Genomic DNA, 26,050 nt, shown 5'->3' with positions numbered 1-26,050 from the left:
ATGCGAACGCGAAGACAAGAGCCCCCAGCACCAGCAAGGTGAGGAAGCCGGCGCCGAAGCCAAGGGTAAAGCTTTTGATTTTGCTCATGGGATGGGGCTATTTCTGGGGTTGAAACCGTGCCGCTACCGCATCAATGGCTTCGGCCAGCCGGTGGTCGCGCCGGGTCACGGTATTGCCGGCGTCGTGGGTGCGCAGGCGGAATTCCACCACGTTGTACTCGTTGCTGAGCCAGGGATGATGGTCGAGCCGCTCGGCTTCGACCGCTACTTCGGTGAGGAAGGCGAAGGCGGTTTTGAAATCGGCGAAGCGGAAGCTGCGGCGCAGGCTGTTATCGGTTTCGGTCCACATAGGTTGGATGCGGAAAAAGGGGGAAACATTGTGGCTTTTGCCGCCGCTACGGCTGGGCGCGTAAACCCAAACGGCCAAACCAAAGTACACCTTTCATCCACACTTCCTGCCCCATCCCTTCTAAACCTCATTTCCTAATTCAATGGCCATCGACCCCAACAACCGCCCCATTCGCGTCATCAACGACGACACCACCAACGAAGAAATGGAGGCCGGCCACCACATCCCCAACGCCGACCCGCCCAAGAACGACGCCGCACGCGGCGGTTTCGGCAACCGCGACGGCAAGGAAGGCTTCGGCTCCGATACCTCGGGCGGCGAAACGGCCGTGGGCGTGAACGAAACCGCCGACGACATGGCCCCGCCCCGCGACAACATGCGCTCGACCGACGAGGGCCGCCCCGACCGCCCCAACCAGGACATGCCCGCCGACGACGAACTCACCCAAACCATCGAGCCCAGCGGCCGCGCCGTCGATGAGCTCGACGCGCACGACCGCCGCCCCGGCCTCGACGAGATGCAGAACCCCAACTCCCGCGTGGGCATGGGCCAGATGGAGCCCCGCCCCATCCAGCCCATCACCGGCACCGACACCAACGCCGAGCTGAACGACCCGAACGCCACCGACACGGCCATCGACCAATAGCCCCCGGCTTCTTCATTCCTTCCTTTCCACATTTCAATTCCTTTCCGCCATGTCCACGCACCACAACGACCAGAAAACCGGCGAGCACCCCAACGAGCGCAAAGCCGAGGGCACGCCCAAAGCCGACGCCCTGCCCGCCGGTGACGCCACCGAGCAAACCGAAGACCAGCTCGAACAGGATGCCCTCGACGCCGGCCTGCGCCACCCCAACCGCAGCTACGACAAGGCCGACCTCGACAAGCCGGCTTACGGCGGCGGGCATTAGGCCAGTGTTGTAGCAAAACGCAGCCTTAGAACGTCATGCTGAGCGCAGCCGAAGCATCTCGCGTGTGGTAGTAATTCATTTACTATTGCGGTTGAGATGCTTCGGCTGCGCTCAGCATGACGTTCCGTTTTAAGCTTCTTGGTTCAATTCTTCCTACTCAATGCGCCGTTTTGCCACCACCGACCTGCACGGCTGCCTGCACACCTTTCGCAAGCTGGTAGAAGAAGAGTTGCAGCTCACCCATTCGGACGAGCTTTACCTGCTGGGCGACTACGTGAACAAAGGCCCCGACAGCCGCGGCGTGCTCGACTACCTCATGCAGCTGCAGGCCGGCGGCTACCAGGTACACTGCCTGCGCGGCAACCACGACCAGGCCCTGCTCGACGCCGCGCGCCACCGCTGGCGCTGGGACTGGCTGGGGCCGCGCGGCCGGCAGCCCACCCTGCGCAGCTTCGGCGTGCGGCGCATGGCCGACATTCCGGCGCCCTACCTCAATTGGCTGGCCGCGCTGCCCTTTGAGATTGAGCTGCCCGATTTTCTGCTCGTCCACGCCGGCTACAACTTCGCCCTGCCCCCGGCCGAGATGCGCCAGGACCACGCCACGATGATGAACGTCAAGAAGTTCGTGTACGACGCTTCGCGGCTGGGCGGGCGGCGCCTGCTGCACGGCCACGTGCCCACCCCCACGGCCCAGGTGCGCGGCAAGGCCGCCACCCGCCCCGGCGCCCTGGGCCTGGACACCGGCTGCGTGTACCGGCACAACGCCGACCTGGCCCACCTCGCTGCCCTGAACCTGGATAGCTGGGAGCTGACGCTGGTGCCCAACTGCGAGCCCGCCTACGCCATCGGCAAGCGGTAGGCCATCCGGTTTGCTTTCCTCAGAGTCCGCTTCGGTCGCGCAAGGGCTGAAGCAGATTTTTGCATTATATGAATAGGTGTTCTTGGCTATTATAGATTTGTTTAAGCAAGGTTTATATTTATAATAAACGGCCGGACAGAAAAATTATATTTTTCGGAATCATTGTGAAGGCTTTTGGATGGGAAGATGATGAATTGAAATATTTTTAATGAAATGGGTTATTTTGTTTGGTAATAAAAAATATAATTGGAAAATAATTGGAAATCAATAGAATGCTGGAAACAATATTGCCGATAAATAGGATTATGCCTTTTTGACGTTGACGTGGCTATTGCGTTTTGATGGAGAGGAGAATAGGTTTGATAAATGCTATTTAGCACTGTCTGACCACTTGCACCACCAACGCCAGTCCTGTAGCTGGCCCAACGCCTTGATTGAACTATGGCTGGTTGTGTGAGTGCCTGATGGCTGATAGCAATGCCCGTCCTCACCGGACTGGCCGGTTGCCACCATCATCCTTCTTTTCAACAACTGTCATGAAACACTCCTTACCCTCCGCCATTCATTCATTTGGGCCGCTGCCGGCCCAGCCCTGGTGGGAGCGCCGCCGCTGGCAGCTGGTGGCCCTGCTCCTGACCGGACTCCTGCTGCTGGGCAGCCGCGCGCAGGCCACGGTCGTCATCACCGTGGGCCCCGCCCCGGCCGATTTCGCCACCATTGCGCAGGCGCTGGCGGCGGTACCCTCGCCGCTCACGCAGCCCTACGAGCTGGAGCTGCTCAGCGGCTCGTACAGCGAGAACGTGCTGGTGACCCAAACCGGCACGGCCACCAACACGCTCACCATCAGGCCCGGGCAGGGCGTGGCGCCGGTTATCAACGGCACGTTCACGTTTGGGGCGGGCAGTGCCTACGTCACGCTCAGCGGCAACAACGGCGGCCCGCGCGCCCTCACCCTGCGCCAAACCAGCCAGCTGGCCCCCACGCTGGTGTTCAGCGCCGACGCCTCGCACAACACCGTGAGCGAAACCCTGGTGCGCGGCGCCGCGTCGTCCTGGACCAGCGGCGTGGTGGTCATCGGCGACGGCGACGCGACGGGCAACGACTACAATACGCTGACCCAAAGCCTGGTGAGCAACGCCAACCCCGCGCAGCTGCCCGCCAACCTGGTGTATGCGGCCAACGCCGGCGGCGGCACCAACGACGGCTTCACCCTCACGCGCAACGAGCTGTCGAACTTCACCCGCACCGGCGTGCTGGTGACCACCGGCAACGGCGACGAGTGGACCATCAGCCACAACAGCATCTACTACAACGCCGCGGCGGTGCCGACGTCGGCCCAGTCGGGCATCGATTTCGCCCCGGGCAGTGCCGCCAACGATGTGCTGGTGGCCAACAACGTCATCGGCGGGCAGGCGGCCGGCGCCACGGGCGGCACCTGGGTGAACGCCGGCACGCAGAGCTTCCGCGGCATTGTGATGAGCTGCGGCAGCAGCACCAGCCTCACCAACGAGGTGATGGGCAACACGGTGAGCAACGTGAGTCTGACGGGCACGAGCTCGGCGGCCCTCACGGCCTTCGGCGTCGATGCTGGCCGCAACGAGCTGTCGGGCAATGCTGTGTCGGGCGTGAGCAACACCGGCACCAGCGGCGTGAACAGCCTGGTGAGCCGCGCCACCACCGTGCTGGGCAACTTCGCGGTGAGCAGCGGCCAGCTGATGGTGGTGGAAAACGGCCTGACCGTGGTGCTGGGCAACCTCACCAACGCGGGCATCCTCAATCACACCGGCGGCGACATGCTCGTGACCGGCAACTTCATCAACTCGGGCACCTTTGCCCAAACGCTGGGCGACCTCGAAATAAAGGGCAACATGACCAACACGGGCCAGTTCACCTGCTCCACGGGCAAGGTGAAGCTCACCGGCACCGGCCCCCAGACCGTGAGCGGCGGCCTCTACTTCAACCTGGAAGTGAACGGCGCGGGCACCAAAACCCTCACCGGCAACGCCACCATCTACAACGGCGTGCAAATGCTGGCCGGCGTGCTGGCCACCGGCCGCTACGGCCTCACCCTCGACCGCCTGGCCAACCTGAGCGAAACCGACGCCAGCTACGTGCTGGGCCGCGTGGAAGTGAACCGCACGCCCACGGCCGGCGCGCTCGAAGACTTCGGCGGCGTGGGCCTGGAAATGCTGTCCGCCAGCAACTCAACGCTGCCCGGCAGCACCTTCGTGACGCGCATCACGGGCACGGCCCCGGTGGGCGCCGCCGGCCGCCAGGGCATTCTGCGCTACTTCGACATCGACGCCGACGTGCTCACCGGCCTCGACCTGACGATGACGCTGCGCTACCTCGACCACGAGCTCAACGGCATCACGCGCGGCAACCTGCGCTTCTTCAAGTCCTCGAACCTGGGCGCTACCTGGGTGAACAAGGGCGTGAGCAGCGCCGGCGCGGGTAGCCCCGCCGGCACCGGCTACGCCGTGCTGAACGCCGTGGACGGCTTTTCGCGCTGGACGCTGGGCGACCTCAACGCCCCGCTGCCGGTGAGCCTCACCGCCTTCGAGGCCGCGCGCGAGGGTCACAACGCCGTGCTGACCTGGGCCACGGCCACCGAGCAGGACAACCGCGGTTTCGGCATCGAAGTCTCCACGGATGGGAAGACGTTCAAGGAAATCGGCTTCGTGGCGGCCGAGGCGGCCAACAGCAGCACCGCCCGCCACTACCGCTTCGTGGATGCCAGCGCGGGCAAGGCCGGCGTGCGCTACTACCGCCTGCGCCAGGACGACCGCACCCCCGGCGAGCCCCGCTACTTCGGCCCCCGCCAGCTGGTCTTTGAGGCGCCCACTGCGTCCTTCGCCGCCTACCCCACGCAGTTCGGGCCGGACCTGACCGTGGCCCTCACGCACCCCAGCGCCACCACCGCCACCCTGCGCCTGCTCGACGGCCTGGGCCGCGAGGTGTGGCGCCAGGAGGTGGTGCCCGGCGCCACCCCGCTGCACGTGCAGCCCGCGGCGCCCGCCGGCGCCTACACCCTCACCGCCACGGTGGCCGGCCAGGTGCTGCGCCAGCGCGTGGTGAAAGACTGAGGCCGAGGGCCGCGCGCCTGCGCCGTCCCGCCTTGTTGAGAAGCCCCGGCTGCATGAGCGGCCGGGGCTTTTTGCGTTATTAAATCATTTGCGCACGGCTGCTCTAAAGTCCTTTTTTCGCGCTGGTAAAACCCCGCCACGCCCGTCGCATGGACGAATCCATAGCCGAAAAGGTGCTGCTGTGACACTCGTAAATCTCTGATTGTCATAATTATTTATTTGCGTTTGGCGCTGGAGTCTCCTACGTTTGAGAAGTGCCCGGCCTCCACTGCCCGGCACCTGCGGCACTCCGGATTCTACCCATCCTTTCGCCATGAACCAATCGCCTGCTTTGCGCAGCACCAGCGCCCCGATACCGGGGCCTTGTCCCGCCGGCCGTGCCCCTATGCGGGGCGCTTGCCGCGCCCTGAAACTCGTTGCCGTTTGCGTGCAGCCGCCATGAGGCGTTGGCTATTCATGGCCGGCACCTGTTGCCCGGCAGTTCCAGCAGCTTTTCGTTTTTAAGCTTGTAAACCGTTTCTCGTCATGAAAACACAACTCCCTGCCTTAATGCTGGCGGCTCTGCTAGGCCTGAGCCAATGCAAAACCAAAGACCCCACGCCCGACCCGCCGAAAGACCCGCTGAGCCAGCTGCCGGCCGAAACCCAGACCGGCCAGCGCACCTTCGGCTGTTTGGTCAACGGCCAGGCGTGGACTCAGGCCGGTAGCCCGCTCGGCGGGCCGCTGCTATCTGCTCAATACTTCAGCCAACAATTGACCGTGTCGGCAAACAGAAGCACCACGGTGGACGGAGTAAGAACAGTACAAGGTATTCAAATAAACATCGACAAAATAAATTCAATAGGAACCTATACACTTACTGATTCAACAAAGAGATTTGTAAATATTGTTGATTTAGTGACTGCATGTACATACTACACTGATAAAACGCATCCGGCTACAGTGGAAATCACACGTCTGGACCCGGTTGCGCGCATCGTATCGGGGCGCTTTGCCTTCACGCTTGAAACGCCGAATTGCGGCAAAATAACGGCCACCAATGGCCGCTTTGACTGCCGGTTTTAAGCCGCTACTGCCCCTCCAGTACCCCCGCCGCCACGGCCCGCCGGGCCGGGGCGCGGAAGGGGTTGAGCGAGTCGGCGGCCACGGCGCGCAACTCGGTGAGGGCCGGGGCCAGCTCCTTGGCCTGCCAATAGGCCATGCCCAGGTGGTAGCGGGCGCGGCGGGCCAGCGCGGAGGCGCCGTCTTCCTCGCTCACGCGGCGCAGGTAGAGCTGGGCGGCACTGCCCTGCCCCTGGCGCAGCAAAATGAGGCCGCGCAGGTACTGCAGGGTATCGGCGCCCACGCTGGCGGGCGAGATGCGGCCCAGCGAGTGCAGCGCCGCCGGGTAGTGGCCCGACTGGTACTGGTCGAGCGCTTCGGAGAGCAGCGGGCGGCTGTGCAGCAGCGCCGGCGTGACGACGGGGCCCGGGTCGGGCTGGTAGTAGGCTTCCCAGCTGCGGGCGGGCCGGGCGGGGCTGGGGCGGCTGAAGTACCAGGCCGCCACCCCGGCGGCCAGCAGCACAAACGCGCCCAGCGTGCCCAGAATGGTCCAGCGGCGCTGGCGCAGCTTGGTGAGGCGCTCGGTGCGGGCCAGGGCGGTGCCGCGCTCGTTCATGCGTTCATCGAGGGCTTGCAGGCGCAGGCGCAGGGTGTCGTGCCCGGCGGCCCAGCGCAGGTCGGCGGTGAGCTGCTCGTAGGCGGCGTGGGCTTCGGCCAGGGCCTCGTCTTCTTCCAGGCGCAGCTCGAAGGCCTCCTGCTCGGCCGGGGCCATCTGGCCGTCGGCAAAGCGTTCCAGCTCGTCGAAGTAAGGGCGGAGGTCCATGGGGTTTTAGGGGAGGAGGGAAGTGGGGTAGGAGGGGAGGCGGGCAGGAAGATAGAGGAACGTCATGCTGAGCGCAGTCGAAGCATCTCTACCGCGCAACTAATCCCAACCATTGGATTTACTCTTGCGGTATAGATGCTTCGACTGCGCTCAGCATGACGGCCTTTTTCCTCTTTCATATTCGCTAGCCTACCGCAGCAAATCATACAGCTTCCGCAGGCAGGCGCTTTTCTGGAGGCGGGCCACAGTGGCGTTGGGAAAGCCCATTTTGCCGCCCATCTTCTCGAAGTGGTAGCCGCGGAAATAAAAGAAGGTGAGCACTCGCTGGCAATCGGCCCCGAGCTGGTTGAACTGGGCCAGCAGGCGCTGGCGGCGGCCGGCTTCGGCGGCGGGCAGGGGCACGTGGGCGGGCACGTTGGCTTCGAGGCGCTGCTGGGCCATGCCGTAGAGGAAGGCGCGCAGGTCGTCGGGCATTTTGGTGATGCGGCCGTCGGCCACCTGGTCGTAGAAATCGAGCAGCGTATCCTGAAGCAGGCCGTGGGCCTGGGGCGCATCAAGTTGGTACTGGCGCTGGGCCCAGCGGGCAAACAGGTGCCGGCTGCGCTGGTAAAAGTCAACCAGGAACTTCTGGTTGCCGACGCGCAGCTGGGTAAGGGTTTCGGCAAGAGGCGCAGACATGGCAGGGAGCAAAGGCAGTAGCAAGTAACGACGGAAACGGGGAATTGGGGGAGGGGGAAGGTGGGAAATGGGAGAGAGAATGGGAACGTCATGTCGAGCGCAGCCGAGACATCTCGCGTGCCGAAGTAATCAAAACCGATTCAACGATTGAATTACTACCACACGCGAGATGTCTCGGCTGCGCTCGACATGACGTTCTTCCTTCCCGCCTCCCCATCTCTCTCTCTCCCCCATTTCCCATCTTCCCCCCTCCCCCCTTACCTTTACGCCCATGCAAACAGCCGCCCCCGCTCGCCTTCTCGACACCGCCGTTTTCGACCTCATTGCCCAGGAGAAAACCCGCCAAACCCACGGCCTGGAGCTCATTGCCTCCGAAAACTACGTTTCGGAACAGGTGATGGCCGCCCAGGGCTCCGTGCTCACCAACAAGTACGCCGAGGGCCTGCCCGGCAAGCGCTACTACGGCGGCTGCGAAATCGTGGACCAAGTGGAGCAGCTGGCCATCGACCGTGTGAAGGAGCTCTTTGGCGTACAGTGGGCCAACGTGCAGCCCCACTCCGGCGCCCAGGCCAACGCCGCCGTGATGCTGGCCTGCCTGAGCCCCGGCGACAAAATCCTCGGCTTCGACCTGAGCCACGGCGGCCACCTCACCCACGGCTCGGCCGTCAACTTCTCGGGCAAGCTCTACCAGCCCAGCTTCTACGGCGTGGAGCGCGAAACCGGCCTCATCGACTGGAGCAAAATCAAAGAAATAGCTCGCCGCGAGCAGCCCAAGCTCATCATCTGCGGCGCCTCGGCCTATTCGCGCGATTGGGACTACAAAGCCCTGCGCGAAGCCGCCGACGAAGTGGGCGCCCTACTGCTGGCCGACATTTCGCACCCCTCGGCACTCATCGCCAAAGGCCTGCTGAACTCGCCCTTCGACCACTGCCACATCGTGACGACGACGACGCACAAAACCCTGCGCGGCCCGCGCGGCGGCCTCATCATGCTGGGCAAAGACTTCGAAAACCCCTTCGGCCTGAAAACCCCGAAAGGCGAAATCCGCCCGATGTCGGCCGTGCTTGATGGCGCCGTATTCCCCGGCACCCAGGGCGGACCCCTGGAGCACGTCATTGCGGCCAAGGCCGTGGCCTTCGGCGAGGCGCTGACCGATGATTTCAAAACCTACACCCAGCAGGTGGCGCGCAACGCGCAGGCGCTGGCCAAAGCCTTCGTGGGCCTGGGCTACGACATCATCTCGGGCGGCACCGACAACCACCTCATGCTGATTGACCTGCGCTCGAAAGGCATCAGCGGCAAGCTGGCCGAAAACACGCTGGTGCGCGCCGACATCACCATCAACAAAAACATGGTGCCCTTCGACGACAAGTCGCCGTTCGTGACCAGCGGCATCCGCATTGGCTCGGCCGCCGTAACTACCCGCGGTCTGGGCGAGTCGGACATGCACCGCATCGTGGAGCTGATTGACGAAACCCTGACCAACCACGACAACGACACCCGCATCGGGCAGGTGCGCCAGCGCGTGAATGCCTGGCTGCAGGACTACCCGCTGTTTGCGTAAGTTTTTACGTAGGTAGGGCTGAATAGGCAGAACGTCATGTCGAGCGCAGCCGAGACATCTCGCTCGGGGAAGTAATCCAATCACAAGAAAAGGGTTGCTGCCACACGCGAGATGTCTCGGCTACGCTCGACATGACGTTCTGCCTATTCAGCTCTCTAAACCCTAAATTCCTCTTTCCCTCCGTGCAACCTCAACAACCAACCCCTTCGGCCGAACCGCACGAAATGTCCTTCATCGACCATCTGGAGGCGTTGCGCTGGCACATCATCCGGGCGGCCATTGCGGTGGTGGTGTTCACCACCGTCGCGTTTTTTGCCAAGGAATTCCTGTTTCACGACGTGCTGCTGGGCCCCTCGCGGCCCGATTTCTGGACGTACCGCATGTTCTGCAAGTTTGGGGCGTGGGTGCACGCGCCGGATTTGTGCATCGATAAAATCGGCTTCGTGATTCAGAACCGGCAGATGAGCGGGCAGCTCACCATGCACATCAGCACCTCGTTTATGGCGGGCATCTGCCTGGCGTTTCCGTATTTGTTCTGGGAAATCTGGCGCTTCGTGAAGCCCGGCCTCTACCCGCACGAACGGCAGAACTCGCAGGGCGCGGTGTTTTTTGTGTCGGTGCTGTTTGGGTTGGGGCTGCTGTTCGGCTACTACATCGCCGCGCCGCTGAGCATCAACTTCCTGGCCGGCTACGTGGTAGATGCTACCATCGAAAACCAGATTGACATGCAGAGCTACCTGAGCACGCTCACCACCATGAGCCTCTCGTGCGCCTTCGTGTTTGAGCTGCCCATGATTGTGTTCTTCTTGGCCAAGGCCGGCGTGGTGTCGCCCGAAATCATGCAGATGTACCGCAAGCACGCCATTGTGGTCATCCTCATCATCGCGGCCATCATCACCCCGCCCGACATCTCGGCCCAGATTATCGTCACCATTCCCATTCTGCTGCTCTACGAGCTCAGCATTCACATTGCCCGCGTGGTGCGGCGCGGCGACGCCGCCCGACTGAACGCCAAGCTGGCCCGGCAGGCCGCGCGCGACGCCGCGCAACCGCAGAACGGGTAAATTTGGCCGTCATGCAGAGCGCAACGAAGCATCTTGCCCGCAGTAAGTAATCTATTGCCAGAATAAAGAATAGTGGTGGCGGGCAAGATGCTTCGCTACGCTCTGCACGACGTTCTTCCGCGCTTTCCCCCATTCATTAACCAAGCTATGAAACTTGCCCTCGGCTCCGACCACGCCGGCTTTGCGCACAAGGAAATGCTCCGCGACTGGCTGCGCGCGCAAGGCCACGACGTGCAGGACTTCGGCACGCACTCCGCCGATTCGATGGACTACCCCGACGTGGCGCACCCGCTGTCGGCGGCCGTGGAGGCGGGCATATTCGACCTGGGCCTTCTCCTCTGTGGCTCGGCCAATGGGGTGTGCATCACGGCCAATAAGCACGCCGGCGTGCGCGCCGCTATTGCCTGGCTGCCCGAACTGGCGGCCCTGGCCCGGCAGCACAACGACGCCAACGTGCTGTGCATCCCGGCCCGCTACGTGGACGAAAAGCTAACCCGCGAAATTGTATCAACTTTCCTGGAAACAAATTTTGAAGGCGGGCGCCACCAGCTGCGGGTGGCAAAAATCAACTGCTGAGGTTGATTCGGCGCGCTTTTGCAAAATAGGGGGTCTGAAAAATCAGTGCCCTGCAATACATCGAAATAGCATTAAAGCGTGAAAGTTGGCCGGCTTGTGCTTATCTTTGGCTAGCATTATGCAGCCTTCTATGACCCGGCCCGGATTTTTGCTGTTTTGGCTGCTCACCTTTGGGTGGCTGGCGCTGCCTGCCCGTGTGCAGGCCAGCCAGCCAGCACCCCTGGGCACCGAGGCAATGCGGCAAAAACTGGCTACCTCGCTGCCCGATACCACGCGCCTGCGCCTGCTGAACGCCCTGTGCTACGCGCTGCACAACGAGCAGCCCGCCCGCGCCCTGCCCTACGGCGAAGCCGCCGTGACCCTGGCCCGCACCCTGCCCGCCGACGAGCAGGGCCCGGCCCTGTTGCGTAGCCTGCTGGTGCTGGCCAGCTGCTACGCCAACCTCTCGAACGGCCCCGAGGCGCTGAGCCTGCTTACAGAAGCCCAAAGCCTGGCGCGCCGCCTCAAAGACGTGGACGGCCTGGCCCGGACCTACACGGCGCAAGGCAGCATTTACCACGAGCGGCGCGACTCGACTACCGCCTGGCGCCACTACCGCAAGGCTCTGCGTCTGGCCAACCAGCCGGGCGTGTCGCCGGGCACGCGCATGCACCTGCTGGGCAATGTGGGGGGCTTGTTCTATTTCCGGCAGCAGCTGCCGCAGGCCATGCACTACGACTCGCTGGCGCTGGCGCTGGCCCGTCGGCAGGCCGATTCTACGGCCGAGGCCAACTACCTCTCAAGCCTGGCCAACTACCAGATGCGGGCCGGTAACATGGGCCGCGTGAAGCGCCTGCTGACCCAGGCGCTGGCCATCAGCCGGCGGCAGCACGCCATTCGCAGCCAGGCCAACCAGCTCATCATGTTTGCGATGTACTACATCCAGATGGACGAGCCCGAGCGCACCGATGCCGCCGCGCGCGAAGCCCTGGCGCTGGCCCGCCAGAGCAACTACCTGGAGCGCGTGCTCGATGCCTACAGCATCCTGTCGGCCGAGGCGGCCGACCGCAACAACTACAAGCAGGCCTACGAGTGGAACCAGCGCTACGTGGAACTGAATGACACGCTCAACAACCGCCAGACCATGCAAACGCTGGCCGCGGCGCAGGTCAGCTCCGAGTCGCAGGAGCGGGCCCGGCGCCTGCGCCTGCTCACGCAGCAGCACGACGAGCAGGTGTGGCACAGCCAGGTGCTGATTGGGGCGGTGGCAGTGCTCACGCTGGCGCTGCTGGTGGCCGCGTATTTCTACCGCAACCTGCGCCGCAGCCGCTCCGAGCTGGCCGCCAACAACCGCGCTTTGGAGAAAGTATCGGTCGAGCTGCGCAGTGTGGCTTCGTTCAAAGACAAGCTTTACGCCATTGTGGCGCACGATTTGCGCGGCCCGGTCACGGCCTTCGCCGGCGTTACGAGCCTGATTGACTCCTACATCGCCCAAAACGACCAGGCCGGCCTGGCCCGTCTGCCCGCCATGGTGCGCCAGGCTGCTGACAGTCTCAACCACTTGCTCGACAACGTGTTGAACTGGGCTGTGAGCCAAACCGGCGAGCTCGAATGCCGGCCCACGCCCATTCTGGTGTCGGAGCTGTTTGCCGAGTGCCAGGCCCTGTACCAAACCACGGCGGCCGCCAGCTGGCAGCACATCACCATGGCCGCCCCCATCGGTCTGCGCCTGCTGGCCGACCGCAACATGACGCGCACCATTCTGCGCAACTTGGTGGGCAATGCCCTCAAATTCATGCCTTCGGGCGGGCACGTGCACCTCGAAGCCGCCCCCGACCCCGACGACCCGCAAATGGTGCTCATTAGCTGCACCGACACGGGCCCGGGCATGACCGCCGCCACCGTATCGTCGCTGATGAGCGGCCCTGCCCTGCCCGAGCCCACGCCCAGCCCCACGCCCCGCGCCACCGGCCTAGGCCTGGGCCTGGCGCTATGCCGCGCCTTCGTGCACCGCCACGGCGGCACCCTCGTCATCCAGAGCCGTCCCGGTGCCGGCACCAACGTCACGGTAAGCCTGCCGGCGGCAAAAGTTTAGGGCAGGAGGGTAAGAGGGTGTGGGGGTAGGAGTTTGAAAAACTGATTTTTACCCCCACACTCTCTTACCCTTCTGCCCTAAACCTTACCAGATAACCACCCGCGTCGAGTCCGGCCGGTAGAGCTTCTGGCCCGGCTTCACGCCGAAGGCTTCGTAGAAAGCGGGTACGTCGGCCATGGGGCCGTTTACGCGGTACTGGGCGGGCGAATGCACGTCGGTGAGCAGTTGCGAGGCCAGGCTTTCGTCGCGCACATGCATCTGCCAGCCCAGCGCGTAGCCCAGGAAATAGCGCTGCGTAGGCGTGAGGCCTTTGATTTTCTTGCCTTCCTTGTACTGTTTGGTCTTTTTGAAGGCATCAAGGCCGATGACGATGCCGCCGAGGTCGGCGATGTTTTCGCCGGCGGTGGCGCGGCCGTTGATGTGCAGCGAATCGAGCAGGGTGTAGCCGTTGAATTGCTTCACGATGCCGGCCACGCGCTGGTTGAAGCGCTTACGGTCGTCCTTGCTCCACCACTCGTGCAGGTTGCCGTGGGCGTCGTACTGGCTGCCCTCGTCGTCGAAGCCGTGGGTAAGCTCGTGGCCGATGGTGCTAGCGCCCGCGTAGCCGTACACCAAGGCGTCGTCGGCGTCGGCGTCGAGCAGGCCGGGCACGGCGAAGGCGGCGGCGGGCAGCACAATCTCGTTATTCGAGCCGTTGTAGTAGGCGTTGTAGGTTTGCGGGGTCATTTCCCACTCGGTGCGGTCCACGGGCTTGCCCAGCTTGTTGAGCTGGTATTGCCACTGCCACTGGTTGGCGCGCATCACGTTGGCAGCCAGCGAGCTGCGGTCAATTTTCAGGCTCGAATAATCTTTCCACTTGTTGGGGTAGCCCACTTTGGGGGTGATTTTGTGGAGCTTGTCGAGGGCCACTACTTTGGTGGGCGCGCTCATCCAATCCACTTTCTGAATGTGCTCGGCGAAGGCCGCCACCACGTTTTTCACCAGCGTGTCGTAGCGGGCTTTGGCTTCGGGCTTGAAGTATTCCTTCACGAAAAGCTGGCCCAGCGCGTCGCCCAAGGCGTCTTCCTGCATGTCGAGCACGCGCTTCCAGCGGGGCCGGATTTCCTTGGCGCCGCGCAGCACCGTGCCGTAGAAATGGAAGTTTTCCTGCACAAACGGCTGGCTGAGCTGGGCCGCGAAGGTGGCCGTGAGCTGCCAGGTGAGGTAGGCTTTCCAGTCCTCCAGCGGCTTGGTTTTCAGCAGCTGGCCCGCGGTCTGATAAAACTCTGGCTGGCCCACGATGACGGTATCGGCATTGGGCACGCCCATCTGACCAAACCAGGTTTTCCAGTCGAGGCCCGGTGTCAGCTTATCAAGCTGCGCAATGCTCATCTTGTGGTAGTTGGCATACGGGTCACGCAGGGCTTCGAGCTTGCGCGAGGACTTGGCCAGGCTGGTTTCCAGCGCCATCACGCGGGCCGCGTTGGCCTTCGCGGTGGTCGAGTCCTGGCCCAGCAGCTTGAAGGTGTTGGCGACGTGCTTCAGGTATTCGGCCCGAATATTCTTGGTACGGGTATCGGTGTTGAAGTAGTAGTCACGGTTGGGCAGGCCCAGGCCCGACTGGCGCAGGTAGAGCACCATCTTGTCGCTGTTCTTATCGTCCTGGCCCACGCGCGGGCCAATGAGCGCGCGCACGCCCAGCGGAATTTCGTGGGCGATGACGCCCGGTACCTCGGCCACGGATTTCAGGGCCGCAATGCGGTCGAGCTCCGGCTGAATGGGGGCGGCCCCCAGCTGGTCGGCCTTCACCGAATCCATGCCTACGGCCCAGAAATCACCGATTTTCTGCTGGTTGCTGCCGGCTGCGGCGTTGGCCTTGGCAGCTTCCTCGCTGGTCTGGCGCAGGCGGGCGTACACCTCATCCTGCACCTTGCGGCCAATACCCATGTTGCTTTCCGAGGCCGGAATGGGATTGTTCTTAATCCAAGTGCCGTTGGCGTAGGAGAAAAAATCGTCGCCGGGGGCCACGGTCGTGTCCAGAGCGGCGTAGAGCAGGTCGGGCTTGGCTTCGGAGTCGGCCGTTTTCAGGGAGTTCGACGGGCAGCCCGTGACGAAAGCGGCCAGCAGGGGCAGCAGGAACAAGGTTTTTTTCATGCGGAAGCGCACAGGGTCGGTTTGGTTGAGGAACGACGGGCCAGCCAGCGTTTTGCCAGCGGGCTAGCAACGACAATGTTAGGCCATAGCGGTTGCATTCACCGGGTTTCGGGCACACGGCCCTGCGGCTTGGCTCGCGCCGGTTGGCTCAGGGCTTTTGCCAGAAGGCCGCTGCGTTGCTGGTGTTGTAGAGTGTGAAGCTGGTGGTGCCATCCTGCGTGTTCCTCACCGCCGGCCTGGTGGCGCTCACAGCGGCGGGCAGAAGCGTCACGTATTGCAGGGCCTTGCCCGGGGTGCGGGTTTCCAGGTCGTACTGGCTGCTCACGGGGCATTGCAGCTTGTAGAGGTTTTTGGCCATGTACCGGTACAGGTAATCCTCTTTTGTTTTGGAAACCCGGTGGTTCCAGTTGGCGGTGGGGTTCAGCAGCAGGGGCCGGCCGTCGATGAGGCGGGCGCGCACTTCCTCGATGCTGAGCAGCTGGCCCTGCTCGTTCATCACGTAGGCGTCGTTGGTGGGGTCCATCCACAGCCACTTTTGCAGGGTGTTCGAGTACACCGCGTTGATGACGTGGCTGTCCTGGTCGGTGCTGTCTTTGGGCAGGCAGCCCACGAAGCGGGCCCGGTAGCCCATGGCCAGGTAGGCTTCGTTGAGGATGGTGGCCAGGCCGCGGCAGTTCAAGCCACGCTTTTCGGCGCGGCACACGCGCAGCAAATCCTGGGCGTTGCGCACGGCGGGGTTTTCGCGGTTGCCGTCGTGGGGCACCTGCTCGTGCACCCAGTGCAGCAGGTTGATGAAGCGCGATACCTCATTGCCCGCTCCCGCGATGGAATCGAGCTTATGAGTCTTGCGCAAGGCCACCAGGTGCGCGTCTTCGGCGCTTTGATAGGTAAAGGCCGGCAGCGGCCGGGCCTCGCTCGGGGCGTAGCCTTTGGCTTGCTGCAACACATACACGTAGTCGCCGAACTCCCGAATGGACGCCAGCTGCTGCTGGAAGCCTTTGTCGCCGCGCATCAGGTCCAGGTCGCTGTCCACTTTGGCGTTGGCGTAGTCGTGGTAGCCGCTCGCCACGGCGCGCTGGAAGCTGCGTAGCGCGTTGGGCCGGTCCTGCAACAGGGCGTAGTAGCAGGCGCGGTTGTACTCCACGTTGGCCAGGGTGCCGCGAAACGGCTGCTTTGTGGCCGGCGCCAGGGCATTGTACTGCTGCTCCCATTCGGCGTAGCGGTCCAAAATCTGGCGGTATTCCTTGGCGGCCGATAGGGCTTGCACTTTGGGGAAAAACGTTGTGCAGTAAGCTTCAAACTGTTCTTTGCTTTGGGCCGACTGGGCCCGCGATACCGAGTTAAAAAGCAGCAATGCAACCAGCAGCGGCAACAAGCGAAACATAGAAATCAGCGGTTAAAATGAGAAAAGATGGCCCAGAAACGCCAAGATGCCCGAAACCAGCATAAAGTTGCTTGCTTCGGACATCAGATGGGCTCGTATGAAGAGCCGGATTGGCGCGGCGTGCTCTACAGAATAAAGCGGGTGCTGAGAAAGCTGCTTTCCTGCCCGTCCACTATTTCATTGAGCAGGTGCTTGTTGGCGTCGGTCATCTTGGTGGCCACCACCGTGCGGATGCTGAACGAGCGCAGGGCGTCGTACACCGAGAGGGTGCCCTCGGCCGAGTCTTTGCGGCCGGTGAAGGGGAAGGTGTCGGGCCCGCGCTGGCACTGGGCGTTGATGTTGACGCGGCTCACCTGGTTCACCAGCTGGTCGACGAGGCTGGCCACTTCCTCCGATTCGGAGCCGAAAATGCTCACCTGCTGGCCGTGGTCGGAGTCGATGATATACTGGATGGCCTCGTCGGTGCTGGCGAAGCGGGCCACCGGCACCACCGGGCCGAACTGCTCTTCGCGCCACACCTTCATGCCCTCTTTAACGGGGTAGAGCAGGGCGGGGTACACCAGCGGGCCGCTGGCGGTGCCGCCGCCTTCGTTCATCACACGGGCGCCCTGGGCCTCGGCATCGGCAATGACTTCGGCCAGGTAGGCCGGCTTTTGGGGCTCGGGCAGGGGCGTGATGTTCACGCCTGCATCCCAGGGCATGCCGGGCTTCAGCTTGTTGATTTCGGTGGCGAGGCGCGCCACGAAGTCGTCGGCAATGCTCTCGTGGACCAGGAACATTTTCAGCGCCGTGCAGCGCTGCCCGTTGAAGCTCAGGGCGCCCAGCACGGCTTCCTTCACGGCCACTTCCAGGTCGGCGTCGGGCATGATGATGGCGGCGTTCTTGGCGTCGAGGCCCAGAATGGCGCGCAGGCGGTTGCTCTTGGGGTGCATTTTCTTGAGCGAATCGGCCACGCGGCTGCTGCCGATGAGGCCCAGCGCGTCAATCTTGCCCGAGGCCATGAGGGCCGGCACCACGGTGTTGCCGCGGCCGTACACGGTGTTCACCACGCCCTTGGGAAAGGCTTCGGTGAAGGCCTGCAGCAGCGGGTAGTGCAGCAGGGCGCCGTGTTTCGGAGGCTTGAAGAGGACGGTGTTGCCCATGATGAGGGCTGGGATGAGCATGCAGAACGTCTCGTTCAGCGGGTAGTTGAAGGGGCCCATGCACAGCACCACGCCCAGCGGCGAGCGCCGAATCTGGCCGATGATGCCCTCGGTGATGGTGAAGCGCGACGAGTCGCGGTCCATGTCCTTGAGGGCGTCAATCGTGTTGCGGATGTAGTCAACGGTACGGTCGAACTCCTTCTCAGAATCGGCCGTCGATTTACCGATTTCCCAGAGCAGCAGCTTCACGATTTCGCTTTTGCGGGCCACGATGAGGCGGGTGAATTTCTCCACGGCCGCAATGCGGTCGGCCACGCTCATGGTGGGCCACTCGCCGCGGCCGTGGTCGTAGGCGCGCACGGCGGCATCGAGGGCTTTAAGGGCTTCGGCCTCGTCGAGCAGCGGGTAGGAGCCGATGACGCGGGGCTTCAGCGTGCCGTCGGGCTGGCGCTCGAACATGGGCGAGATGACTTCCTGGGTGGGGCCGGCCCATTCGCGCAGCTCGCCGTCGAGCAGGTACTCGCGCTGGTGCAGGGGCTCGGGCAGGCGCCAGGCTTCGGGAATGGCCGCCGCGTCGGGCGGGAAGAGTTGGGTCAGGGTTTCGGTGGTAACAGACATGGCTGGATTGGGTACCGACAGGGAAAAGTGCGGTGCGAACCTACGCAACAGCGTATGGGTACCGAAATGTTGGCCGTTAGCGGTGGTTTCAGGGCGTTTTCACGGGAACGTTTGCGTACCGCGCAGGCCCGTAAAAACCGCTATGTTGCCGTCGAAATTATTTTTCCGCTCATGTCGCTTCACCTCCTGCTTTTGCTCAATTTCGCCTTTGCCGCCTACCTCACCGGCCTCATCTGGACGGTGCAGGTGGTGCACTACCCTAGCTTCGGGCTGGTCCCGAAAGCGGCGTGGCCGGCCTTCCACGCGGCTCACACGCGCCGCATGGGCTTCGTGGTGATGGCCCCGATGGTGGTGGAGCTGGCCCTCGCCATCTGGCTGGCCTGGGCCGGGCGTGCGGCGCTGCCCGGCGGGGCGGGCTGGTGGAGCCTGGCGTTGGCTTTAGTAATTTGGGCGGCTACCTTTTTCATCGCCGTGCCTTTCCACAACCGGCTGGAACACGGGTTCGACTACATCGCCATCGATGGCTTGACGCGCACCAACTGGCTGCGCACGCTGGCCTGGACGGCCCGGGCCGCGTTACTAGGCTGGCTGCTGCTGTAGCTGGTGCACAATAGAAGCTCAATGCAGACGGTTATGGCTTTTATATGAAGGTACTTTTTACCATCCTCATACTCGTCGCGTTGCTGAACGGAAAGGCAGCTGCGCAAACCCGCGAAGCGTGGTTGCCGGAGAGTTGGACAACTCCCAGTGCCGTCCCGAAGATGGGAAATAACCGGGTGATAATGCACACGGCCGATAGTGCCCGCGTTGCGTTGCAAACCTTGGCTGGTCTCTTGCAAAAAAGGGGCTTCTCAGTTGAATTTCCGGCGTCTAACAACCTGAGTGCCGGGCGCACACTGCCCGACTCATTACGGCTGAAGGGGGGCGCCGGCGTGCGCGTGACGGCCGTTACGGACGCGAAATTCCCGGGTGTTCTGGTGCTGAGCAGCACCGGCATCCCCAATCTGAGGAAGCTGCACCGGCTGGCCGGGCCCACGGCCGCCCGCCCGTATGGCCGCAAGGTGCACTACCCCGGCGAAGAGGGGACCAACACCGCCCAGCGAGGCCAATTGCCACAGATTGCCTTCGACCTACTGGCAGCCATTGCCAACGCATACCTTGGGGCCAGCATCACTTACGCAACGGCCCAATCTCCTTACTGATAATTTCGGCCAGAGGCATTCGTCCGGCAGCCGTTCACAAAAGGCCAGTATTTTTAGCCGCATGAAGCGCCTGTTGTTGCTATTGTTTCTGCTGGGCAACGCCCCAATTAGAGCCCAAACGTCGTCTACCAATCCCACTGCCCCCAGCCCTGCCGGGTACGACCCCGGCCCGGCCGTCAGCGTGGAAGTCAGCCGCACGCACTCCTTGGCGCGCTTCGTGGAAACGCTGGCTGGCGATAACAATACCTACAGGGGCAGCCGCAAGGCGTTCGAAGCCAGTCGCTTCAATACGCCCGCCGCCCGGCGCTGGCTGCGCCGCTACCAAAGCCTCGACCGCGACCCCGGGTTCGACCGCGACGGCTACCCGGCCGGGCGCCTGGGCAGCGTGGGTTCCATCGTGCCCACGTACCTGGCCGCCAGCGCCGACGCCCAGGACCTGCCCGACCTGCAGCGCCGCACGGCTGGCCTGCTGCCCAACGAGGTACTGGTAAGCCTCGACAGCGTGTACCGCTACTTCACGCCCGCCTTCGACACCCTGGCCTGGCAGCCCTACGCCGCCGAGCTGGCCCGCCTGCGCCCCGCCTACACCGAGTTTCTGGCCAAAAGCCAACTCATGCAGAAGTTCGGGCAGCTGCGCACTTTCTACGGCAGCGTGTGGCCCGATGCGCTGCCGTACCGCGTGCTGCTCACGCCACAACTCGACTCCAAGCCGGGCATGGGTGACCTGGTGTTCACCAACCACGCCACGGCCGTGGGCAACCTAGTGCTGCTCGACTGCCGCCCCACTTCGCGCATGTTCGTGGACGGCGCGGGCGTGGTGTTTCACGAAATGAGCCATACGCTCTCGGCGCAGCAGCGGCTGGACCTGCAGCAGCAGCTCGAAGGCTGGTACCTGCACCACCCCTCGCCCAACGGCCGCTACGCCTATAATCTCATGGAAGAAGCCCTGGCCACGGTGGCCGGCGAGTGGATTTACGCCCAGCAAAAGGGCCGCCCCGAAAGCGGGGAGTGGTACTTCGACGACTACATCAACCGCTACGCTAAGGTGATTTATCCTTTAATGACGAGCTACGTGGAACGCGGCCGCACCATCGACAGCGCCTTCGTCAACCAAGCCGTTGGCCTCTTCGACCAGACGTTTCCGCAGGCCGCCACCAGCTACGTGAACCTGTTTCGCAACGTGCTCTACTGGACCAATGCCGACGACTTCCAGGCCGCCGTGCAGCCCTTTAGCGACCGGTTTCGTAGCAACTTCACCTACTCCGCCATACCCATCCTAAACTCGGCTAGGGGCCTGGCCCGTGCCCAGAGCGGCGAGGTGCTGCCCGTCATTCTCATCACCCGCGAGCACGCCGCCACCCTTAAATACCTGCGCGACAACCTGCCCGCCCTGCGCAAGCAGCGCCTACGCCCCGAGCAAAGCTTCGTGCTGAGTACCACCGGCCCCAGCGGCCCGCTCATCCTCGTCAATGCCCACGATGCAGCCCAGCTCACCGCCGCCGCCAAGCTGCTGGAGGCGCAGGGACATCTGGACCTAAAGGCGCCGCTGGTTCACCTCACCCCCTGACCCCCTCTCCTGCGGAGAGGGGGCACCGGCTCGTGAAGGAGGATAACCGGATGAATAAAAAGCTCGCTAACAAGCAGGCTTTCTGAATTTTGAAAGTCGTTGTAACCGAACCGGTGCCCCCTCTCCGCAGGAGAGGGGGGCAGGGGGTGAGGTTTACCGCCCGCTCCTCTCCCGCGTCGCCTTGAACTCCGACCCTTCTTTCCACTTCGGAAAGGTCGTTTCAGCAGCCAGCTTCTGGCCTACGCGGAAAAGCAGGCGGGCATCCTGCTCGGCGCCGCGCAAGTCCCAGCTGGGGTCGTACTCGTCGGAGGGCTGGTGGTAGTTTTTCTCCTCGAAATCCTTGCGCTGCTGCTCGGCGAAAGCCTTGCCGTGCAGGCGGCTCTCAAATTGCCCACTGGCGTAGAGGGCCGGAATGCCCACTTTGGCGAAGCTGAAATGGTCGGAGCGGTAGAAGCTGCCGGTTTCGGGGTGCTGGTAGGGGATGACGTAGCGGTTTTGCTCCCGGGCGGCGGCGCGGGCGTAGTCGTCAAGCTCCGACTGGCCGTAGCCCGTAATGGTCACGTCGCGCATCGGCCCAAAGGCCAGTAGCTCGTCCATGTTGATGTCGGCCACCGTGTTGGCCACCGGAAACAGCGGGTGCGCGGCGTAGTAGGCCGAGCCCAGCAGGCCCTGCTCCTCGCCCGTCACGGCCAGGAACACAATGCTGCGGCCGGGCTTTTCTTTGGCTTGCATAAAGCCGTTGGCAATGGCCAGCAGGGCCGCGCAGCCGCTGGCGTTATCCAGGGCGCCGTTGTGGATGGAGTCGCCGTTGATGGCCTTGCCGATGCCGAGGTGGTCCCAGTGCGCCGAGTAGATGATGTACTCGTTGGGCCGGGTAGTGCCGGGCACCACCGCCACCACGTTTTTCGAGGTTTTGCGCGTGATTTTGTTGTGGATGGTCGTGGTCAGATTCAGCCCCAGCGCCGTGCCTTTGAAGCCTTTCTTATTAGCGGCGGCATAGGCTTCGTCGTAGTTCTGGCCGGCGGCCATGAAGAGGCGCTTGGCGGCATCCAGCGTTATCCAGCCTTCCAGACTCACTTTGCTGGCACCTTTGTCGGCCGTTTGGGGGCGCAGCTTCGCGCCGCCGTTGCTGCTTTGCACCACCGTCCAGGGGTAGGCGGCGGGCTTGGTGTCGTGGATGATGAGCAGGCCGGTGGCGCCGTGGCGGGCGGCCTCCTCGTACTTGTAGCCCCAGCGGCCGTAGTAGGTCATGGCCTTGCCCTTGAACATCGTGCTGTCGTTGCCCGCGTTGCCGGGGTCGTTGATGAGCACCACCACGGTTTTGCCCTTCACGTCGAGGCCGGCGTAGTCGTCCCAGCCGTACTCGGGCGCCGTCACGCCGTAGCCGGCAAACACCAGCGGCGAGTTCCTGATAGCTACCGTGGGCTGCTCGTGCTCGGTGAGGAACATGAAGTCGTCGCGGTACTTCAGCGTCAGGCTCTTGCCGTTGCCCGTCACGGTGGCCACCGAGTCGGGCGTGCCCACGATTTCCACCAGCGGCACGGCCTGGAAATAGCTGCCGTTGGCGCCAGGTTTGAGCCCCAACTTCTTGAATTCCGAAGCCAGGTAAGCGGTGGTTTTCTCCTCGCCCACCGTGAAGGGCCGCCGGCCCTGAAACTCGTCCGACGCCAGCACCTTGATGTGCCGGGCCAGCAGCGCCGCCGTGATGCCGTCTTTCGGCGTGGGCACGCTGGCGGTGTCGGTCGACACGGTTTCGTCGCGGATGACCGTTTGGGAGGCCGTTTCCGAATCCGACGAGGTTTTGCCCTGGCAGCCGGCTAACAGCAGGCCCGCCGCAGCCGGCACCAGCCAGCCGCGCAATGATGATAAACGCATCCCTACAAGTAGTTAGGCCCGGCCGGGGCCGGGCTGCCTACAGCCGGGCAAAATGCTCGGCCGCAATCCGCGCGCCGTCGTCGGTGCAGATGCCGCGAATGTAGTACAGGAAGATGCTGCGGAAAACTTCGCGCATGTTGTAGCGGTCGGGCGGGAACACCAGCGGGTTGAGCAGCATGTTCAGCTGTTCAATCAATATCTTGGTAACCAGCTGAATGTTGATGTCGGACCGGAAGAGCTTGCTGCGAATGCCGTCATTGAGCAGCTGCTGGAGCTGGGGCGCCGAGTAAGTATTGAGGTGGTCCATCACCGCGTCCCAGGATTGGGGGAAGCCGGTTTGCAGCTCGCCGTAGAAGGTGCCCGGAATCTTGGTCAGGTCGCGCAGGCCGAGGTCGAGTAGGCCATAAAGGCGTTCCACCGCCGTCGGAAATTCGGCGTAGAGCTTGGTATGGTCGCGTTTCTGCCGTTCCAGGTCGGCCAGCATGGTGTGGTACACCAGTAGTTCGCGGCTCGGAAACTGGGCCGCAAGGTCGGCCTCGCTGGTGTGCAGGGCTTTGGCCAGGGTGGCATCAGACGCGGTGCGCAGGCCGTGGGCGTAAAAAACGGGCATCGCTGCCTCAAGCGAAGCGGCGTTAAGCGTAAAATCGGGCATGGGCAAGGGGAAAGGAATGCGAATTAAGGCCCGAAAACCCCACCAACGCGCAGATTAATTCCCCGCAATACCCAAATGCCGGAATTAGCTCCTCCGTGCCTTTGCCTACTGCACCGCGCCCAGCAGAAAAAAGAACAGCAGCTGGGTGAGGTACACCAACGGCGCCAGCGCGTTGTGCTTCGGAAACTCGGCCCGGTTGAACAGCATTTGCAGGATGCAGGCCACGATAAACCAGTCGCGGAAGTTTTGCAGCGGAATCACGTTCGCCGTCCAGTGCCAAAAGTCGTAGGTGCCGGCCACCGGTTCCACGCAGGCATCGAAGCCCACCATGAGCACGGCCGCCAGCAGGGTGCGGGGCAGCTCGGGCAGCGGTAGGTAGCCGGCCAGCATGCCGCACACGTAGGTCATCACCAGCCAGTTGAGGCCGATGAGCGGCGGCACACCGTTAAGGTAAGTGCTGCCAAATGATGCCTTCTCAAAGAGTTTAAAGCCCAGCGTGTCACCATACGTGTAGTGCCCAAATAGCCGCCCTTCGCTGTTCACTCCAATGAGTTCGACTGCAAACCCCAGCAGCGCCACCGTAATGCAGAACCCCCAGAAACTGGCATTCCGCTCCCGCTGAAACCCCAGCAGCAGCAGCGCCGAAAGGCCCAGCGTGAGCGGCGTGAACTGCAGATAGAAACCCGGATTTTTGGAAAAAGCCAGCCCCAGAAAGCCCGTGACGTGAAACAGCAGCACCAGGCCCTGCGCGATGCGGAGCCGGCGGGTGTGAGCGGCCGCAAGCGGCTCGGTGTGGTCAACCATGGAGGGAAAACGGGATAGGGAATAGGGGATAAGTGGGCGGTAAGAATTTGAAAAGCAAAGGGCTATTGGAAGTCCTGTGCAGTATTTCTTATTCCCTATTCCTTATCCCTCATTAATTAAGGACGAAACGATTTTGGCCGACAGCAGGCAGAGCGGAATGCCGCCGCCGGGATGCACCGAGCCGCCGCAAAAGTACAGCCCCTCCAGCCGCCCCGAAAAATTGGGGTGGCGCAGGAAGGCCGCCAGCGCGTTGTTGGAAGAGCTGCCGTAGAGCGCGCCGCCAAACGACGAGGTATCGGCGGCAATGCCCGGCGGCGTCCACACTTTTTCGGTGGCAATGAGCGGCGCAATGTCGGTGCCCAGCGCCTGGCGCAGCTTACGGAGCACGGCGGCGCGGGTTTGCGTGGTGAGGGCGGGCCAATCCTGGCCCTGGTCGTGGGGCACGTTCACCATCACAAACCAGTTTTCGTGGCCGGGCGGGGCATCGGTGGGCGTTTTTTTGGAGGTGATGTTCACGTACACCGTCACGTCGTCGGCCACCGTTTTTTGCTGGAAGATGGCGTCGAACTCCGCTTTGTAGTCGGCCGAAAAGAAGATGTTGTGCAAATCCAGCTCGGGAAATTCGCGGGTGATACCCCAGTAAAAAATCAGCGCCGAGGAGGAGCGGGGCTGGCTGAGCGTGCGCTCCGGCGCGGGCTGGCGGGGCAACAGGCGGCGGTAGGTGGGCACCACGTCCATGTTGCTCACCACCCGGCCGAAATCGTACACATCCAGCGCGGTGCGCAGGCCCGTCACGCGCTTTTCGGCGGTGATGATTTCCTCCACCGGCTCGTTGTAGCGGAATTTCACGCCGAACTCCTCGGCCAGCCGCACCAGGCTTTCGGCAATGGCGTAGATGCCGCCCTCGGGGTAAAACGCGCCAATGCCGTGCTCCAGGTGCGGAATCATGCTCAGCGTGGCGGGCGCCTGGTAGGGGTCCGAGCCGTTGTAGGTGGCGTAGCGGTCGAAAAGCTGCACGAGGCGCGGGTCAGTCCCAAACGCCTTTTCGTGGCGCTGGTGCATAGTGCCCAGCAGGCCCAGCTGCGGCAGGGCGCCCACGGCGCGTAGCGTTTCGGGGCTGAAGTAGGTGCCGGCCTTGTGCAGCGACTTGTGCAGAAACGTGCCCGCCGTGGCCTCGTAGGCCTGGCCCGCCCGCTGCAGAAACTTGGTTACTTCAGTAGCCGGGGTACCCAGCTTCGCCTCCACTTCGGCGCCAAATTTTGCCGCATCAGCCCAGGCGTGCAGGCGGGTGCCATCGGCAAAAAAGTAGTGGGTGATGGGGTCGAGCCGCTCGTAGCGGAAATAATCCGACGGGTTGCGGCCGGCCAGCCGAAAAATATCGTCCACCAGCTGCGGCAGGGTGAAAAGCGAGGGCCCGGCATCGAAACGGTAGCCGCCGGGCAACGCAAACTGGTGCATTTTGCCGCCAAACGTGGGGCCCGCCTCAAACACCGTGACCGGGTGCCCGGCAACGGCCAGCCGCGCTGCCGCCGCAATGCCGGCAATGCCCGCACCGATGACGGCGACGGGTTGACGAGGAGCAGAAGCGCGGGCGCGACGGGCCATAGGCACAGAGAATTATCAGCGAGTAAAAGTAGCGGCTAACGTA

22 protein-coding genes are annotated in these 26,050 nt (G+C 63.2%); 12 read left to right on the top strand and 10 right to left on the bottom strand.

Annotated features, from left to right (window positions below; translation table 11 throughout):
- Nucleotides 1–97: 97 nt before the first annotated feature.
- The gene (locus tag Q5H92_RS16285) at nucleotides 98–349 is read right to left on the bottom strand and encodes a 4a-hydroxytetrahydrobiopterin dehydratase (RefSeq protein ID WP_305012606.1); all 252 of its coding nucleotides are present in this window, start codon (nucleotides 347–349) and stop codon (nucleotides 98–100) included.
- Between the two features lie 142 nt (nucleotides 350–491).
- Between Q5H92_RS16285 and Q5H92_RS16280 the strand changes: the two genes are divergently transcribed.
- The 5 genes from Q5H92_RS16280 to Q5H92_RS16260 all read left to right on the top strand — a co-directional run bounded on the left by Q5H92_RS16280 (nucleotide 492) and on the right by Q5H92_RS16260 (nucleotide 6,270).
- Nucleotides 492–995 (top strand): hypothetical protein, encoded by a 504-nt coding sequence (locus tag Q5H92_RS16280; RefSeq protein ID WP_305012605.1) that lies wholly within the window; start codon nucleotides 492–494, stop codon nucleotides 993–995.
- A 49-nt stretch (nucleotides 996–1,044) separates the two neighbouring features.
- On the top strand, nucleotides 1,045–1,260 hold the full coding sequence (locus tag Q5H92_RS16275; RefSeq protein WP_305012604.1) for a hypothetical protein: 216 nt from the start codon (nucleotides 1,045–1,047) through the stop codon (nucleotides 1,258–1,260).
- Nucleotides 1,261–1,420: 160 nt separating this feature from the next.
- On the top strand, nucleotides 1,421–2,119 hold the full coding sequence (locus tag Q5H92_RS16270) for a metallophosphoesterase family protein (RefSeq protein ID WP_305012603.1): 699 nt from the start codon (nucleotides 1,421–1,423) through the stop codon (nucleotides 2,117–2,119).
- Between the two features lie 536 nt (nucleotides 2,120–2,655).
- On the top strand, nucleotides 2,656–5,205 hold the full coding sequence (locus tag Q5H92_RS16265; RefSeq protein ID WP_305012602.1) for an autotransporter outer membrane beta-barrel domain-containing protein: 2,550 nt from the start codon (nucleotides 2,656–2,658) through the stop codon (nucleotides 5,203–5,205).
- Nucleotides 5,206–5,730: 525 nt separating this feature from the next.
- The gene (locus Q5H92_RS16260; protein WP_305012601.1) at nucleotides 5,731–6,270 is read left to right on the top strand and encodes a Riean_0653 family protein; all 540 of its coding nucleotides are present in this window, start codon (nucleotides 5,731–5,733) and stop codon (nucleotides 6,268–6,270) included.
- Between the two features lie 4 nt (nucleotides 6,271–6,274).
- On the opposite strand, the gene Q5H92_RS16255 is transcribed toward Q5H92_RS16260, so the two are convergent.
- Nucleotides 6,275–7,069, bottom strand: a complete 795-nt coding sequence (locus tag Q5H92_RS16255) for an anti-sigma factor (RefSeq protein ID WP_305012600.1) — start codon at nucleotides 7,067–7,069, stop codon at nucleotides 6,275–6,277.
- A gap of 189 nt (nucleotides 7,070–7,258) precedes the next feature.
- Nucleotides 7,259–7,747: an RNA polymerase sigma factor gene (locus tag Q5H92_RS16250; RefSeq protein ID WP_305012599.1), complete on the bottom strand. Its 489-nt coding sequence runs from the start codon at nucleotides 7,745–7,747 to the stop codon at nucleotides 7,259–7,261.
- A 271-nt stretch (nucleotides 7,748–8,018) separates the two neighbouring features.
- On the opposite strand from Q5H92_RS16250, the gene glyA reads away from it, so the two are divergent.
- The 4 genes from glyA to Q5H92_RS16230 all read left to right on the top strand — a co-directional run bounded on the left by glyA (nucleotide 8,019) and on the right by Q5H92_RS16230 (nucleotide 13,025).
- Entirely contained in the window at nucleotides 8,019–9,311 is a 1,293-nt protein-coding gene (glyA, locus tag Q5H92_RS16245; RefSeq protein ID WP_305012598.1) for a serine hydroxymethyltransferase, read from the top strand.
- Nucleotides 9,312–9,493: 182 nt separating this feature from the next.
- The gene (gene tatC, locus Q5H92_RS16240; protein ID WP_369811156.1) at nucleotides 9,494–10,375 is read left to right on the top strand and encodes a twin-arginine translocase subunit TatC; all 882 of its coding nucleotides are present in this window, start codon (nucleotides 9,494–9,496) and stop codon (nucleotides 10,373–10,375) included.
- Nucleotides 10,376–10,522: 147 nt separating this feature from the next.
- Nucleotides 10,523–10,951: a ribose 5-phosphate isomerase B gene (rpiB, locus tag Q5H92_RS16235; protein ID WP_305012597.1), complete on the top strand. Its 429-nt coding sequence runs from the start codon at nucleotides 10,523–10,525 to the stop codon at nucleotides 10,949–10,951.
- Nucleotides 10,952–11,069: 118 nt separating this feature from the next.
- On the top strand, nucleotides 11,070–13,025 hold the full coding sequence (locus tag Q5H92_RS16230; RefSeq protein WP_305012596.1) for an ATP-binding protein: 1,956 nt from the start codon (nucleotides 11,070–11,072) through the stop codon (nucleotides 13,023–13,025).
- Nucleotides 13,026–13,109: 84 nt separating this feature from the next.
- On the opposite strand, the gene Q5H92_RS16225 is transcribed toward Q5H92_RS16230, so the two are convergent.
- The 3 genes from Q5H92_RS16225 to Q5H92_RS16215 form a co-directional block, all read right to left on the bottom strand.
- The gene (locus Q5H92_RS16225) at nucleotides 13,110–15,158 is read right to left on the bottom strand and encodes a M13 family metallopeptidase (protein WP_305012595.1); all 2,049 of its coding nucleotides are present in this window, start codon (nucleotides 15,156–15,158) and stop codon (nucleotides 13,110–13,112) included.
- Nucleotides 15,159–15,306: 148 nt separating this feature from the next.
- Complete coding sequence (locus Q5H92_RS16220; RefSeq protein WP_305012594.1) at nucleotides 15,307–16,542, bottom strand: TPR end-of-group domain-containing protein; 1,236 nt, start codon at nucleotides 16,540–16,542, stop codon at nucleotides 15,307–15,309.
- A 125-nt stretch (nucleotides 16,543–16,667) separates the two neighbouring features.
- Nucleotides 16,668–18,302 carry an NADP-dependent glyceraldehyde-3-phosphate dehydrogenase gene (locus Q5H92_RS16215; protein ID WP_305012593.1) on the bottom strand — a complete coding sequence of 545 codons (1,635 nt, stop codon included), beginning with the start codon at nucleotides 18,300–18,302 and terminating at the stop codon, nucleotides 16,668–16,670.
- Between the two features lie 171 nt (nucleotides 18,303–18,473).
- Between Q5H92_RS16215 and Q5H92_RS16210 the strand changes: the two genes are divergently transcribed.
- The 3 genes from Q5H92_RS16210 (at nucleotide 18,474) to Q5H92_RS16200 (ending at nucleotide 21,071) form a co-directional block, all read left to right on the top strand.
- Nucleotides 18,474–18,902, top strand: coding sequence for a hypothetical protein (locus tag Q5H92_RS16210; protein ID WP_305012592.1), 429 nt, complete (start codon nucleotides 18,474–18,476; stop codon nucleotides 18,900–18,902).
- A gap of 233 nt (nucleotides 18,903–19,135) precedes the next feature.
- Nucleotides 19,136–19,504, top strand: a complete 369-nt coding sequence (locus Q5H92_RS16205; RefSeq protein ID WP_305012591.1) for a hypothetical protein — start codon at nucleotides 19,136–19,138, stop codon at nucleotides 19,502–19,504.
- 61 nt (nucleotides 19,505–19,565) lie between these two features.
- Nucleotides 19,566–21,071, top strand: a complete 1,506-nt coding sequence (locus Q5H92_RS16200; protein ID WP_305012590.1) for a hypothetical protein — start codon at nucleotides 19,566–19,568, stop codon at nucleotides 21,069–21,071.
- A 153-nt stretch (nucleotides 21,072–21,224) separates the two neighbouring features.
- Here Q5H92_RS16200 and Q5H92_RS16195 read toward each other — a convergent pair whose 3' ends face one another.
- The 4 genes from Q5H92_RS16195 to crtD all read right to left on the bottom strand — a co-directional run bounded on the left by Q5H92_RS16195 (nucleotide 21,225) and on the right by crtD (nucleotide 26,007).
- A complete protein-coding gene (locus Q5H92_RS16195; protein WP_305012589.1) occupies nucleotides 21,225–22,946 on the bottom strand; it encodes a M28 family metallopeptidase in 1,722 nt (573 codons plus the stop codon).
- A 37-nt stretch (nucleotides 22,947–22,983) separates the two neighbouring features.
- Nucleotides 22,984–23,598: a TetR/AcrR family transcriptional regulator gene (locus Q5H92_RS16190; protein ID WP_305012588.1), complete on the bottom strand. Its 615-nt coding sequence runs from the start codon at nucleotides 23,596–23,598 to the stop codon at nucleotides 22,984–22,986.
- Nucleotides 23,599–23,703: 105 nt separating this feature from the next.
- On the bottom strand, nucleotides 23,704–24,402 hold the full coding sequence (locus Q5H92_RS16185) for a carotenoid biosynthesis protein (protein ID WP_305012587.1): 699 nt from the start codon (nucleotides 24,400–24,402) through the stop codon (nucleotides 23,704–23,706).
- Nucleotides 24,403–24,504: 102 nt separating this feature from the next.
- Complete coding sequence (crtD, locus tag Q5H92_RS16180) at nucleotides 24,505–26,007, bottom strand: 1-hydroxycarotenoid 3,4-desaturase CrtD (RefSeq protein ID WP_305012586.1); 1,503 nt, start codon at nucleotides 26,005–26,007, stop codon at nucleotides 24,505–24,507.
- Nucleotides 26,008–26,050 lie beyond the last annotated feature (43 nt).

This window comes from Hymenobacter mellowenesis (genome assembly GCF_030581005.1).
Lineage (GTDB): Bacteria > Bacteroidota > Bacteroidia > Cytophagales > Hymenobacteraceae > Hymenobacter > Hymenobacter mellowenesis.
This window is presented reverse-complemented; position numbering and strand designations above follow the sequence as displayed.